This is a genomic window from Streptomyces sp. BoleA5, from assembly GCF_000373665.1.
In the GTDB taxonomy this organism is placed as follows: Bacteria; Actinomycetota; Actinomycetes; order Streptomycetales; family Streptomycetaceae; genus Actinacidiphila.
Window position 1 is genome coordinate 49,210 of the sequence record NZ_KB892118.1, and the last position, 13,911, is coordinate 63,120.

12 protein-coding genes are annotated in these 13,911 nt (G+C 71.6%); 4 read left to right on the forward strand and 8 right to left on the reverse strand.

What is annotated here, in order from left to right:
- Nucleotides 1–81 precede the first annotated feature (81 nt).
- The 4 genes from B085_RS0128180 to B085_RS0128195 are packed head-to-tail and all read right to left on the reverse strand — an operon-like array spanning nucleotide 82 to nucleotide 3,719.
- Entirely contained in the window at nucleotides 82–1,275 is a 1,194-nt protein-coding gene (locus B085_RS0128180; protein WP_018561960.1) for an ABC transporter permease, read from the reverse strand.
- Complete coding sequence (locus tag B085_RS0128185; protein ID WP_018561961.1) at nucleotides 1,272–1,988, reverse strand: ATP-binding cassette domain-containing protein; 717 nt, start codon at nucleotides 1,986–1,988, stop codon at nucleotides 1,272–1,274. The genes B085_RS0128180 and B085_RS0128185 overlap by 4 nt, the downstream gene beginning before the upstream one ends.
- On the reverse strand, nucleotides 1,985–3,109 hold the full coding sequence (locus B085_RS0128190) for a hypothetical protein (protein WP_234018672.1): 1,125 nt from the start codon (nucleotides 3,107–3,109) through the stop codon (nucleotides 1,985–1,987). Before B085_RS0128190 ends, B085_RS0128185 begins: the two co-directional genes overlap by 4 nt.
- Complete coding sequence (locus B085_RS0128195) at nucleotides 3,093–3,719, reverse strand: hypothetical protein (RefSeq protein ID WP_018561963.1); 627 nt, start codon at nucleotides 3,717–3,719, stop codon at nucleotides 3,093–3,095. The genes B085_RS0128190 and B085_RS0128195 overlap by 17 nt, the downstream gene beginning before the upstream one ends.
- 123 nt (nucleotides 3,720–3,842) lie before the next feature.
- On the opposite strand from B085_RS0128195, the gene B085_RS0128200 reads away from it, so the two are divergent.
- Together B085_RS0128200 and B085_RS44025 are read left to right on the forward strand one after the other, a co-directional pair.
- Entirely contained in the window at nucleotides 3,843–4,541 is a 699-nt protein-coding gene (locus B085_RS0128200) for a response regulator transcription factor (RefSeq protein WP_051102187.1), read from the forward strand.
- Nucleotides 4,538–6,367, forward strand: a complete 1,830-nt coding sequence (locus B085_RS44025) for a sensor histidine kinase (RefSeq protein ID WP_018561965.1) — start codon at nucleotides 4,538–4,540, stop codon at nucleotides 6,365–6,367. Before B085_RS0128200 ends, B085_RS44025 begins: the two co-directional genes overlap by 4 nt.
- 109 nt (nucleotides 6,368–6,476) lie before the next feature.
- On the opposite strand, the gene B085_RS47425 is transcribed toward B085_RS44025, so the two are convergent.
- The 4 genes from B085_RS47425 to B085_RS0128230 form a co-directional block, all read right to left on the reverse strand.
- Entirely contained in the window at nucleotides 6,477–7,166 is a 690-nt protein-coding gene (locus B085_RS47425; RefSeq protein ID WP_078620097.1) for a DUF4232 domain-containing protein, read from the reverse strand.
- A 362-nt stretch (nucleotides 7,167–7,528) separates the two neighbouring features.
- Nucleotides 7,529–8,521 carry a helix-turn-helix domain-containing protein gene (locus B085_RS44035; protein ID WP_018561967.1) on the reverse strand — a complete coding sequence of 331 codons (993 nt, stop codon included), beginning with the start codon at nucleotides 8,519–8,521 and terminating at the stop codon, nucleotides 7,529–7,531.
- A 456-nt stretch (nucleotides 8,522–8,977) separates the two neighbouring features.
- A complete protein-coding gene (locus tag B085_RS0128225; protein ID WP_018561968.1) occupies nucleotides 8,978–10,927 on the reverse strand; it encodes an N-acetylmuramoyl-L-alanine amidase in 1,950 nt (649 codons plus the stop codon).
- 509 nt (nucleotides 10,928–11,436) lie between these two features.
- Nucleotides 11,437–12,039: a CGNR zinc finger domain-containing protein gene (locus B085_RS0128230; protein WP_051102188.1), complete on the reverse strand. Its 603-nt coding sequence runs from the start codon at nucleotides 12,037–12,039 to the stop codon at nucleotides 11,437–11,439.
- An 87-nt stretch (nucleotides 12,040–12,126) separates the two neighbouring features.
- On the opposite strand from B085_RS0128230, the gene B085_RS0128235 reads away from it, so the two are divergent.
- Together B085_RS0128235 and B085_RS44040 are read left to right on the forward strand one after the other, a co-directional pair.
- On the forward strand, nucleotides 12,127–12,873 hold the full coding sequence (locus tag B085_RS0128235) for an MBL fold metallo-hydrolase (RefSeq protein ID WP_018561970.1): 747 nt from the start codon (nucleotides 12,127–12,129) through the stop codon (nucleotides 12,871–12,873).
- A 127-nt stretch (nucleotides 12,874–13,000) separates the two neighbouring features.
- Nucleotides 13,001–13,735, forward strand: coding sequence for an MIP/aquaporin family protein (locus B085_RS44040; protein ID WP_037732612.1), 735 nt, complete (start codon nucleotides 13,001–13,003; stop codon nucleotides 13,733–13,735).
- Nucleotides 13,736–13,911 lie beyond the last annotated feature (176 nt).

Genomic DNA, 13,911 nt, shown 5'->3' on the forward strand with positions numbered 1-13,911 from the left:
TGAATAATCCAGGTGAGCCCGAGCCCGTCCTGACCGGTCGCCGCTTCATCCGGGGTCGTTCCCGGCGCCGCGGGGCCGGCGTCAGACCGCGGACAGGGCCTCCGTCGGGGGCAGCCGCGAGGCGCGCAGGGCCGGGTAGACGCCTGCGACGGCGCCCACGACGATCGCGCCGGCCAGACCGGTCCCGAGCGCGAGAGGTGGCAGGACGGGCGGCCACGACTGCGAGAGCGCGTAACCGGCCGTGCCCGCCGCGCCGAGCACGGTCCCGCTCAGCCCGCCCAGGACGGACAGCATCACGGACTCCGTCAGGAACTGCCCGCGTATCTGCCGGCGGTTGGCGCCGAGGGCGCGTCGCAGGCCGATCTCGCGGCGTCGTTCCAGTACGGAGACGAACATGGTGTTGGCCACGCCGATGCCGCCGACCAGCAGGGCCACCCCGGCGAGCCCCAGGAACAGGGCGGAGAAGGTGTGTTCGGTGGCGCGTTTGGCGGCCAGGGCGTCGGAGGGGCGGCTGACCTGGACGAGTCCGGGCAGTTCGGGATTGACGGTGCCGGGCAGGACGTCGCGTACCGCCTCGATCCGCGACTCCCGTGCCTTGACGTAGACCACGGTGGGGTGGCCGTCGAAGTCGAGCACGTCGCGTGCGGCGTCCCAGCCGACGAGTACGGAGCTCTCCAGGTCCGGTGTGAGCGGCATCGGCCCGAGGACGCCGACCACGGAGAAGTGGTGCGTGCCGATGGTCACCAGGGGCTCCCGTCCCGGGACGACGCGGTCGATGCCGAGCCGCTTCGCGGAGCGCCGGCCGAGGACGGCCGTCGGGAAGCGCTCGGTGGCGCGGTCGAGGAACCGGCCGGAGCGGACCGTGCCGCCGATCGTGGCCAGCAGGTCGGTCCTGGCGGCGAGCACGCTGAGCCCGATCGAGTCGTTGGGGTCGGCCAGGTCGGAACGCCGCACCGTGGCATGGGTGTTGGCCACCGCCGTGGCGCTGGTGACCGGACCGATGCGTGCCGCCATCGCGTCGGCGGCCTCGGGGAGCAGGGCCTTCTGCTCGGCGTCGGGTTGCGGCTGTGCGCGCAGCATGTTGGTGCCGAGCGCCGACAGTTCGTCCATGAGGGCCCGCTGGCTGGAGGCGGGGATGCCGGTGACGACGACGAGTGTGGCGATGCCGATCGCGATGCCCAGTGCGGACAGCGCGGCGCGGGTCCTGCGGGTGCGCAGGCCCAGCAGGCCGAGCCGCAGGACGTCGAGGGGGGAGAGTCTGATCGGTCGGTTCATGCCGGGCTCCAGGCGTCCGCGCGGGTGGCGCTGTCCGAGGCGATCCGGCCGTCGCGCAGCTGGATCCTGCGTGGCAGAAGGGCGGCGATGTCCCGGTCGTGGGTGATGACCGCGATGGTGGTGCCCTCCTGGTTCAGTCCGGTGAGCAGGTCGAGTACGGCGCGCCCGTTGGCGCTGTCGAGGGCTCCGGTCGGCTCGTCGGCGAGGACGAGCGCGGGCTCGTTGACCAGGGCCCTGGCGATGGCGACGCGTTGCCGTTCGCCGCCGGACAGCTGCTGGGGCAGGTGGCGGGTGCGGTGCGCCAGGCCGACCCGGGCGAGCGCCTCCTCGGCGCGGGGCCGGCGTTGCCGTCGCGGCACGCCCGCGTAGAGCAGGCCGGTCGCGACGTTCTCCGTGGCGTCGAGGCCGTCGGTGAGATGGAAGTGCTGGAAGACGAAGCCCAGCAGTCGCGCCCGCAGTGCGGACAGCCGCCGGTCGGACAGTCCGGCGGCGGCGTGGCCGGCGATCTCGACGGTCCCGCTGGTCGGCCGGTCGAGGGTGCCCATGATGTGCAGCAGCGTGGACTTCCCGGAGCCTGAGGGTCCCAGGATGGCCAAAAGTTCCCCTTCCTCCACGGTGAGCGACACCTCGTTCAGGGCGGTGACGTCGCCCGCGTAGGTCTTGGTCACCTCGTGCACGGCGAGGGCGGGGGCCGGGCGCCCGGTGGTGTTCACGAGGCGGTCACCACCGTCATGCCCTCGCTGACGCCCGCCCCGCTGACTTCCACCATTCCGTCGGCGAACATGCCCGTCTCCACCGCGACCAGGGAGGAGTCGGGGCGCTGCAGCGCGTAGCCGCCTTCGCTCAGGGCGAGGAGCGCGGTGACCGGGACGGCGAGGACGCCCTTGCGGTCGGTGGCAGTGAAGCGGACCTGGACGGAGGCGGAGTCCAGCCCCTTCACGTCGCCGGCGTGCCGCGGTGTGACGGTGACGGCGACCGTGGGAGGTCCCGTCTGTCCGCTCTGGTCGTCGGCGGAATCGCCCTGGACGGCGCGCGCGACGGCGGTGACCGTACCGGGGACCTCCCGGCTGTCGGGCAGGGTGATCGTGACGCTCTGCCCGGTGCGGAGGGCGCCGACCCCGGCGGCGTCCACGGTCAGTGCCACCGACTTCGCGGTGGTGGTGTACGTCAGCACCTCCCCTTCGACCGGGTCGCCGGGAGCGGCGGTGACGGTGTTGACCCTCGCCGGCCCGGGCAGTACGAGCGCGCGGCCCGGTGTGAGGGTCCCGGTCGCCTCCTGGCCGGTGTCGCCCTGCCACCGCTTCAGGGCCGCGCTCAGCTCGGGTGTGAACTCGGTGCCGCCGGTCCCCGTGCGTGTGGGCGCGCGGTTCGCGGTGTGCCCGATGTCGTAGCCGAGGGCTCGCAGGTTGTCCGCCAGTACGGTCACGTCCCGCCCCCGCAGCCCCGGCTTGTCCAGGGCCCTGAAGAACGGGGTGTCGCCGAAGAAGACGGTGACGGGCCGGTCGTCCACCCGGTACAGGGGCTTGCCCCGTACGGCCTCCGCGCCGGGCGGCGGCAGCTCGGTCAGCACTCCGGCGCCCGTGCCCTTGAGGGTGCGCAGCGGGCCGAAGCCGAGTGTGCCGGGCAGGGTCCTGTCGGTGGACAGGTCGGTCCTGGCGACCTTGACGGTGTCGAGCTCGACCGGGTGCTCCGGCGCCGTCTGCGGGCTGCCCTGCCGCGTGTTCCAGGCGGCGGTCGCGCCTCCGGCACCGCCGGCCGTCAGGAGGACGGCCAGGGCCACGGTGAACCGGCGCCGACGCCGCCTGGGGAGGCGGTGCTCAGCGGTTCTTGCCACCGAAGGCCTCCATCGTGCAGTTCTTGTCCACCTTGGTCTGCTCGGTGTCGCTCATCGTGCTCTGGCCGTCGAAGGTCCAGCCGGAGTTGTCGGGCAGCGCGACGACCTTGAGCCCGCGGGAGTTCAGGCACTTGATGTAGGCGCGGTAGTCGTCGTCGTAGTGCGGGTTCGAGTCGCGGCGCAACTCGGGCGGCTGGAGGGGGAGTTTGCCGGCGCACGTCTTCTGAGCGGCCTTGGCGGTGGGGCTGTTGTCGTTCTGGTCGATGGAGTAGGGGCCTCGGGCCAGGATCATCTTGTGGCCGTGGTCCTTCAGGCAGGTGGCGTAGGCGTTCCAGTAGCGGTCGCGTTCGGCGTCGGAGCTGTCGAGGCGGAGCTGCGGGCGGCCCTGCTCGCTGCCGGCGGCGGGCGCCCCGGACGGCGACGACGGCGAGGCCGAGGGGGTGCCGGTCGCCACCGAGGCGACGTCCTGTTCCCCGGACCGCTGACCTGACTGCGTGCCGGACGCCGTGCCGGTGTCCCCGGCCGAGCCGCCGCAGCCGGTGAGCAGGACGGCGCAGACGACCGCGGCGGCCGCGCCGAGTGCGCGGTGAGGGAGGTGTGGGTGGGTCATGCCGACTGATCGTGGCCGGTGAATGTCGGAAACCTGTCAGGAAGCGATGGGCATACCGTGGTCCCCCGCGGACAGAGCCCCGACACCGCAAATACGACACTTGGCGTACTTATACTCCCGGCCATGAGCGCACACATACTGGTGGCGGAGGACGACGAGAAGCAGGCGCAGCTGCTGCGGGTGTACCTCGAGCACGAAGGGCACTCGGTCACCGTCGTCCACGACGGACGCGCCGCCCTGGAGGAGCTGCGCCGCGACCCGCCGCACCTGCTCGTGCTGGACCTGATGATGCCGAAGGTCGACGGACTCGACGTCTGCCGCATCCTGCGCCGTGAATCCGACCTGCCGGTGCTCATGGTCACCGCCCGCTGCACCGAGGACGACCTCCTGCTCGGCCTGGACCTGGGCGCAGACGACTACATGTCGAAGCCGTACAGCCCGCGGGAGCTGACCGCCCGGGTCCGCACCCTGCTGCGCCGCGCCCGGCCCGCCGCGCCGCCCGCCGCGGAGGCCGACCCGACGCTCACCGTCGGCGGGCTGAGCGTCGACCCCTCCCGCCACGAGGTCATCTGCGACGGCACCAGCGTGGACTGCACCCCCGGGGAGTTCCGGCTGCTGGAGACGCTCGCCGCCCAGCCGGGCCGGGTCTTCACCCGCGAGCAGATCCTCGGGCAGCTCCACGGCACGGGCCGCTACTTCACCGTGCGGACGGTGGACACCCACGTGATGAACCTGCGCCGGAAGATCGAACCCGATCCCGCCCGTCCGGTACGGCTGCTCACCGTCTACGGCGTGGGCTACGTCCTGTCAGACACCGCATGAGCCGCCGCTTCCACAGCAGCCTGGTGGTGCGGCTGCTCGCGCTGTCGGTGCTGGTCTCCGTGTGCTCGATCGCGGCCACCGCCTGGCTCGCGGTCCGTACGACCACCCGGGCGATCCGGCAGGAGCAGGGCCAGGCCATCTCCGACGACGCCCGGATCTACGAAGCCCTCCTCGGCCGGGCCGCCACGCACGCGGGCTGGGAGGGTGTGCGGCCGCTCGTGGACCGCCTCGCCCGCGAGACCGGGCACCGCGTCGTCCTCACCACCCAGGACCGCCGGCCCATCGCCGACTCCGCCGACGCCGGCCACCGCACCCCGCTGCCGGACCGGGCCTCGGCGACCGTCGACCCGCTCGCCGTCGACGCCGCGCTCGCGGGGTCCGGAGGCGGCGACCGTATCGACTCCCGCGCCGCCGGCCCCTTCCGTCTGCCGCAGGCGGAACGGACACGGCTGACCGCCCTCGCGCAGCGCCAGGTCACCTGCCTGCGCGACATCGGCATCGACGCCACCGCCGTCACCGAACCCGGCGGACGGCCCCGGGTGACCACGCCGGGCTACAGCGGCACCCGCTGCGCCGAGGACGCGCTGGACCGGCCCACCCGCACCGAGTCCCGTGCCCTCGCCCGGCTCGGCGCCCTGGTCGACGCGTGCCTCAGCAGGCGGGGCAGCGGACCCGTACGGCTCGCGCCGGACCTGACATGGACACCCGCGTCGCGAAGCCGCGAACCGGCGGACGAGGGGCTCGTCGCGTCGTGCCTGGACAGCGCCCGCCGCGAGCAGCTCGCCCCGTACGTCGCCCCGGCCGCGCTGCTGTTCATCGGCTCCCCGGAGAACGCCGCCGCGTCCCCGTTCGACCTCTCCGCGCCCAACCGCCTCCGCATGGCGGGGGTCGTCGCCGGCGTGCTCCTGCTCACCGTCGTGGTGACCGTGGGCCTGGGCCTGCAACTGGTCAGGCCGCTGCGTGCCCTCACGGCGGCCGCCCAGCGCGTGAAAGCCGGGGACGTCGCCGCGCGCGTCCAGGTGACGGGCAAGGACGAGATCGGGCGCCTCGCCGAGGTGTTCAACGAGATGTCCCAGGAGCGCGCGAATCTCGAACGGCAGCGCACCGAGATGGTGGGCGACATCGCCCACGAACTCCGCACCCCGCTGAGCAACATCCGCGGCTGGCTCGAGGCCGCCGACGACGGTGTCGTCCCGGCCGACCGCGCACTCGTCGGCTCGCTGCTCGAAGAGGCGCTGCTCCTCCAGCACATCGTCGACGACCTGCAGGACCTCGCCGCCTCGGACGCCGGGGCGCTGCGCCTGCACAAGGTGCCGTGCGAGGTCGGCGAACTCCTCCGGCAGGTCGCCACCGCGCACGGCGGACGCGCCGACCACGCCGGTGTCGCCCTCTCCGTCGACGTCGCCGCCGACGGCATCGGCAGCGTCGTCGCCGACCCCGTACGCCTCCGTCAGGCCGTGGCGAACCTCGTGTCCAACGCGGTCCGCCACACCCCGCCCGGCGGCACGGTCACGGTCACGGCACGCCCGGAAGACGACGCGGTGCTCATCGCCGTGGCCGACACGGGAGGCGGCATCCGGCCCGAGGACCTGCCCCGGGTCTTCGACCGCTTCTGGCGGGCCGAGAAGTCCCGCAACCGCGGCACGGGCGGCAGCGGCCTCGGCCTCGCCATCGTCCGCAACCTCGCGCACGCCCACGGCGGCTCCGTCACCGCCGAGAGCACCTACGGGGAGGGATCGCTGTTCACCTTGCGGCTGCCGCGCGGTGAGCCGGAACGCGAACTCGCGTCGACGCGTCGCGGATCACCCCGCGCGGGCGGGGCCTGAGCCGGTGGCGCGCGCGAGGTCGCGCCGCGCGCGTCAAGGGTTTCCGGCTCCGGCACGGCGGGCGCCGGGGCCACGCCCCGGCTCCCGCTCCGTCACGCCCGGTACCGGGTCAGCGGACGGGGTGAACCGGTCCGATCTTCAGTCCGTGCGCGCCGCGGACACTGCACTCCGAGACCTTCCACGGCACGTCGATCTGCTCCCTCGAGTCCGGCGGGAAGACACCCAGGAACGAAACGCTCTTCAACCCGCAATCGTCATCGGAGAGTCCGGACTGACCGTTCAGGACCTGCGCGTCGGCGACGGCGCGGGCATTGGGGATCAGGGTCACCGTCGTGGCGCGCGTGGTCTCGACGCGGTCGGCGGAATTACCGATCTCGGCTCCGTCGCGGCCGCGAAAGGACACTCCGGGGAATCCGGTCAGGGTGCACGGCGCGGTGCCCGTGTTCCGGAAGACCAGCTCGAAGTGCGTCGTGCCGGCACCGCTTTCCTGGTTCTCCACGGAAACCCGCAGGTTTCCGGACGCGCACCGCTGCGGCCCGCCGTCACGACCCGCACCGGAATCCGTGTCCCGCGCACCCGAACGGTCACGCGACGTCCCGTCGGCGGACCCCTCCCCTCCACCGGCTCGCCCCTGGGATGCGGCCGACGAATCACCACGCGAGGACGACGCGTCCGAGGCGGTCGCCACCGGGGAAGAACCCGAAGAACCGGCCTTGTCCGTCTCCGGGCCGCAGGCCGTCAGGGCCGCCAACGCCAGAACGAGTACGGGTGCGACGCGAGCGCCGGTCGAGACCTTCATCGATAACCTCTTTCCATGTGGTTCAAGGGAACCTCCCCCGTCACAACCGCAACTCTGACAAAGGATGCGGACGCGACGCCACACGAAAGGACTTCCGTGACCGCGTCAGCAATGAGCGGTTACGGTCCCAGGACATTGGAAACCCGGCCGCGTCAAGCTTCACAATTCATCGAAGTAAATCCGCGCCAGGACCAATGCGTTCTGGCACTCGAATTCCATGCGCGCCCACCGGTTCTCAGGCAGGAACGGGCAGCCGACGTCGCCGATTTCCCCGCCGCCGAACGCGATGACAGGCTGGTCCAGGTGGCGGGATATCGCGCCAGTCCGGGCCTCCAGGGCGGTGACGCCCTCCGACGCACCGGCTACCGGACGTCGCGGCTCTGGTCGTGCCCGCCGTCCGCGGCTCTGCGGTCCCTCACGTATGCGGCGGGCGTGGCGCCGTACACCGACTTGAAGCGCCTGATGAAGTGACTCGTGTCCGAGAAGCCCCAGCGCGCCGCGATCCCCGCGATCCCGGCCGCGGAGTCCGGGTCCACGAGTTCGTCGTGGGCCTTCTGCAGGCGACGGCTCCGCACGAACGCCATGACGGAGTCGTCCCCCGCCGAGAAGCTCCGGTGCAGCGTCCGGAGGGACACTCCCACGTGCCGCGCGACCATCGCCGGAGACAGGTCCGCGCTTTCAAGATGCTGTTCGATGGCGTACTTGGCAGCCGTCACGATGGCTCCCGGGTCGTCGGCGAGCGCCGAGCCGGGCCGGTCGGAGAAGATGCTCGAGAGCAGGCTCGCGCAGGCGTCACGCGCCATCTGCCGCGCCGTTCCCGATGTCTCCAGTTCCCGGCTGCTGCCCTTGACGGCTTCGAGGTAGTTGAGGAGGAACCGGACCTCAGGTGCGGTGATGTCCGTTACGCATGACCGGCCGGACTGCCTTCCCGATCGGACGTGCGGTAGCACCAGATGGCGCGGGACGGCGATGACGTGCACGTTCGTGGCCGGCGCGCAGGAGAACTGCCACGAGGCCTTCGTGTCGCGAACGCAGATCTGCCCTGGCTGGACGTCGTAAATCTCCTTGCCCGCCCGGAACTCGATCCGGCCCGAGGTCACCACGTCCGCGACGATCGGATCCTGAGACAGGTTCTTGCCGGAGACCCCGGTGAGGGAGTCGACGTAGACCTGCGCGGACAGCATTCCGTCGATGAGCTGGCCGTGTGCGTTGAAGCGGAATCCGCGTGCGGCGGCGGAGTGCGGAACGGCAAGGCGCGTGAGATGCGAGAAGGGGCCGCTCTCCCCGAACGGATTGTGTTCCTGGTGACGGAAATGCCGCTCCGACGATTCCGCCTGCTCGGCGGTCAGGCGCATGGCGGCCCGGTATGTGACGCCGCTCCCTGAACTCGGCTCGGAGTTCGCGGAACCCGCCGGTCGCTGGTCTTCCACTGTGTCCCCCACACGATCACTTCGAAAGCCCTCCAAGGGAGGTTCGAGTAACCGCTGCCTTACCGATCGATCCGTACTCACCGCGGGCGGCACGCTCCGGCGCCGTGGCCCACTGAGACCGCAGTCTAACAACTAGTTCGGATTTCAACAACTCGCACCACTCACCCTCGAGAACCGGAAGATTGCGCCTGTGGCGCAGATGTTCCATGGCGTGGCGCGCATGTCCCTGAGGCTTTATGCGGTGCCCGCGCGCGTCCGGGCTCCACCGGTCACGAATTCCGCCCGTCGGGGGGCCGGCCCGGGTACTGGTGGAAGCGCGCATGGTGGTGTCCGGAGCGTGGACGCTCCGGACACCACCACACGGTTCTGCGTCGCGGTGCCTCAGCGGTGGCCGGGAGGGTTGGCCGGGTGCTGGGCGGTGACGTCGCCCTCATAGACCAGCGCGGTGCGGTGGTTGTACTGGATCGTGTACATCTTCTTGGCGCCGAAGACGACCTTGCCGTCGGCCTTGAAGTAGTCGTCGGTCAGGGCCGGCGCCGCGGTGGCGACGTAGGCCTGGCCGGACGGGATGGAGTACATGCTCAGCGGGGCCTGGGTGGAGGCGCCGTAGCCGGCCGGGTACTCCGCGGCGTCCGGGTAGCTGGAGCCGTACACCTTCACGGGCGGGGTGCCGGTGGTCGTGCCGCTCCAGACGATGGTCACGCCGTGGGCGGGGACGGTGTTCCGGCCCTTCGGATTGTGGAACCACACCTTGCTGCCGCTGAACCAGATCGCGGTCCAGGCGCCCCGCTTGCCGGCGACCACGAACTGCTGGCCGGCCTGGACGGTGCTGCCCCAGTCGTTGATCCGGTCGGTGCCGTCGCCACCGGAGTGGATCGCCTGGTCCCCGAACAGGGGCGCGGTGGCGCTGGGCGCGGTGCGCACGAACAGGGAGTTCGACGCGTGCGTCACCTTGGTGCACTCGGGGGTGGCGCCGGTCGGGTCGTCGGACGGGCAGACCTCGACGGTCTGCCGGTTCCGCTCGAAGCCCGGGGCGATGGTCACGACGCCGCCGACCGGGCCGACACCGTGCCTGCCGGACAGCGGGGCGCCGACCAGGGCCATGAAGTGCTCCCAGTCCCAGGACGGTCCCGGATCCCAGTGCATGCCCGACACCGTCGCCGACGTCGGGCCCACGACGTTGTCGTGGCCGATGATGTGCTGCCGGTCCAGCGGGATGCCGAAGCGCTCGGACAGGTACTTCACCAGCTCCGCCGTCGCCTCGTACTGGGCCTCGGTGTACCAGGTCGCCCCGTGCGCGGCGAAGCCCTCGTGCTCGATGCCGATGGAGTGCATGTTGGTGGAGTAGTTGCCCGCGTGGAACGCCAGGTCCTTCGTGGGGACCATCTGCGTGACCGCGCCGTCGGCGGACCGCATCACATAGTGCGCGGAACTCCCGCCCGCGGTCTGGAACGTGGCGATCGCCGACTCGTACGAGGACTCGGTGTCGTGGATGACGATCGAGTCGATCCGGATCCCGTTGGCCGGACGGTCGGAGACCTGACCGTTGGACGGGGCGGCCGGCACGAAGGTGCAATCCACGGTCGCGGGGCACTCGGTGCCGGTGGTCGCCGCCGAGGCGAGGCGCAGTCGGTCCAACTGGCCGGTGGCCGGCGCCACCCCCGTCCCGGGCGCCAGCGCCATGCGCTGCCCGTCGGCGGTCGTGCGCTTCGCACCGTTCTTCAGCGTGGCGTAGACCCGGTCGGCGAACGCCCGGGCGCCCTGCCTCTGGGTGGACTGACTGTAGCGGGCCACCGCGCCGTACCAGTCGTCCGGATCCGGCGAGGCCTTGCCTCCGGTCGACTCCTGATACGAGGCCAGCAGGGCGGCCCCGCCGCGGATGTTGGCCGTCGCGTCGCCGCGCAGTTCCTTCGCGGACAGGCCGGTGAGTTTCGCGGCTGCCTGGAGTGTGTGCAGCGCCGGGTCCGCCGCGAGCGAGGCCACGTCCGCCCGTCCGGCCATACCCGCGTCCCCGGCGGAGAGCATCGCCGGTGTCACGTCTGTGAGATGCATCGGCCCGTAGCCGCCATCCGTGCTGTGCTGCCCGGCGTGCGCGTCCCATGCCGACTGCTGGTACGCCACGGCCAGCAGCACCTGCTCCGGCACGTCGAACTCCGCGGCCGCCGCGGCGAAGTCGGCCTGCCGCGTCGATGTGACGGGCGGACTCTCACCCGTCGCCTGTGCGAACACCGGTACCGCCACCGCGCCGGCCACCGCCAGTGCCGCGGCCGCGAGCAGCAGCGGCCGGCGCCGTTCGGCATGCCGCCGGCGAGGGGTTCTCTTCGTCGTCATCAACTATTCCCGAGTGTGTCTGAGACGGTCATGTCGCCCTGTGGGCAAGCTGACTGACACGGCATGAGCCGTTCTGCGAGGCGCTCCGGAATCTCTACGGAGGTATGCCTGCCGTCTGTCGACGCCGAACAACGTCCGGCGTTCGCTCGCAATCGACCTGAGGACGATCGGTGACGCTAGCAGAGAGCGCCGGACGGAATCAAAGGAACTCGGTGCGGCCGCCGGAATTCCCGATGATTGTGAACATGCCGTGCAGGTCCGCCATTTCGCACGGCACTTCCTGTTCGCCGGCTCCGGCGCCAAGGCACAGGAATCACATAATTGGCACTGCCATTACATGCGGGACTGAATGGCGGCCACGCCCCCCGGAGTGAGTCGGCGTTCTCCGAACCCGGCAGGAACGGATCCGCAGCGCCCCGGCGGTCCGGGCGTCCGAGGTCCCGGCCCACGTCCAGGCGGGGCGGATCACCTGCCAGGCGGGGCGGATCCCCGCCGGCTTGCCCCCTGCGTCAATCAGCCGTCGCGGAGCGTGAGCGCCGGGCGTACGCGCGGGCGGCGCGGGCACGGTCACCGCAGCGCGTGGAACACCAGTGCCGGCGGCCGTGCCGGAGCAGGTAGCGACTGCACGGGGCGGAGTCGCACGCGGTGAGGCGTTCCGCATCGGGGCCGGTGAGCAGGTCGGCCGCGTCCGCGGCCAGCCGGGCCAGAGCGTGGTCGAGGATCCCGCTGTCCCGGCGTACGGCCTTGCGGTGCAGACCGAGTGCGGGGTCCCAGCGCAGCAGGGGCGCCGCCGGCGCGCGGGTGAGAGCGTCGTTCACCGCTTGGAGGTCGGCCTCGGACGCCGGGTGGCCGTGGACCTTCGAAACGATCACAGAGCGGATGTGTGCGCGCAGCGCGCGGAGACGCTCAGCGTCACCCTCCTGCAGGCCGGCACCCGTCGACGCGAGGCCGTGCGCGGTGAGCCACTGCTCGGTTCCGGACGGGGTGGCCAGGAGATCCAGGGACCGGCCGCCGGGAAGGGTCACGACGCTGTTGACGAGGTCGAGCGCCGGGTACCGCTCCGCACCCGGCGCGGGCAGCACCTCTGGCTGGTCTATGGGGCTTGCCGTCATGCACCTCATGGTACGGCTTGCAGCCATCCGTGAGAACTCGTATGTTTGTCACGGATTATCCCTACCCTATCCGTGAGGTGTTCTAGAGTGCGGCATGTTCCGATCACTGTCTTCGGCGGTCCGACGGTTCTGATCGAGTACGGAGGTCTGCGGTTTCTCACCGACCCCACGTTCGACGGCCCGGGCGACTACGAGCTGCCGGGCGGGCTGGTACTGACCAAAACGGCGCCCTCCCCGATCACGCCGGAGGAACTCGGCCCCGTCGACGCCGTGCTGCTCTCCCATGACCAGCACGCCGACAACCTCGACACATCCGGACGAGGCTTTCTCGACGGCGTGCCGCTCACCCTCTCCACCCACGACGGGGCGCGACGCCTCCGCGGCACGGTTCGCGGCCTCTCCCCGTGGGCGTCCGTCGACCTCCCCCGCCCGGACGGCGGCACGGTGACCGTGACGGGCACTCCGGCCCTCCACGGCCCGGAAGGAGCGGAGGCTATCGCGGGTGAGGTGATCGGGTTCGTCCTGACCTCCGACGACCTGCCCACCGTCTACGTCAGCGGCGACAACGCGTCACTGGACGTGGTGCGGCAAATCGCCGATCGATTCGGCCCCGTCGACTCCGCGGTTCTGTTCGCCGGCGCCCCGCGGCTGCCCGTCTTCGACGGCGCACTCGTCGTCCTGGACGGTGCCGGTGCCGCCGCGGCCGCCCAGATCCTCGGGGCCCGGCGTGTCGTTCCCGCGCACTGCGACAGCTGGGCGCACTTCACCGAGGACCGGGACGACCTCGTCCGGGCCTTCACATCCGCCGGCATCGCGGACCGGCTGCACACCTGACCGCGGGTACAGGCCGCCACGGCGCCGCGCGCCATGCCCGGGCTGAGACCTCGCCAACCCGCTCCGACCGGGTGCCGCTGTCCATCGACAAGGTGGGCTCCCCCTGTCCCTGTTTCAAGGCGTCCTGTTGAGCACTCCCCCGTCGGCCCTCCGCCTGAGCGCCGTGGAGCTGATACTGACCTTCAGTCTGCTGTTCGGTGTGACGACCGTCGTGCGCTGGGTGGTCGGCCCGTCCGCACTCTCCGAGGCCGTTCCCGGCGCCCGCCCGCAGCTGTTCATCATCGGTGGGGTCGTCGGCGCACTTGTCGTGGGGCTCGTCCTCAGCCCTCTCGGCCGCCAGTCCGGCGCCCACATGAACCCGGCGATCTCCTTCGCGATGTGGCGCTTCGGAGTCATCCCGGGCTCGGCGGTGGGGTTCTACGTCACGGCTCAGCTCACCGGGTCCCTGCTCGGCGTGCTGGCCGCGCGCGGCGTGTGGGGCGACGTCGCCGCAACGGCCCCGGTGACCTATGCCGCGCTGCGGCCGGCGCCAGACTGGTCGGCCGCCGGGCTCTTCGTGGCGGAGGCGGTGACCACGGGCGTCATCGTGCTGCTCGTGGGAGTGTTCGCGGCAGTCGGCCACCTGACGCGCTTCACCCCGTACATGGTGGGTGTCGTCGTGTGCCTCGCCATGACCCTGCTGGGCGCGAGCACCGGCGGCAGCGCCAACCCGGCCCGCCAGTTCGGCCCTGCCCTTGCCGCGGGACAGTTCTCATTCCTGTGGGTCTACCTGCTGGCGCCCATGCTCGGCGCCGCCATGGGAACGGTCGCACGGGATCTGCTCCTCGGACACCGTCGAGTACTCACCGGACCGGCCGCATGAGGGCAGGACGGCGAGGCTCATCGGCGGTTGAGCGCGATGTGCGACGGGTCAACTCAGCTGCCGCATCTCGGGCGACTCCACCATCGTCCCATCAGCACGCGGCCGGCGCCCGCACCGATCCTCCGCCGGCGCCCGCGTCAAAGCGGGGTCAGAGCAGGTGCGACCGTTATGCAGCG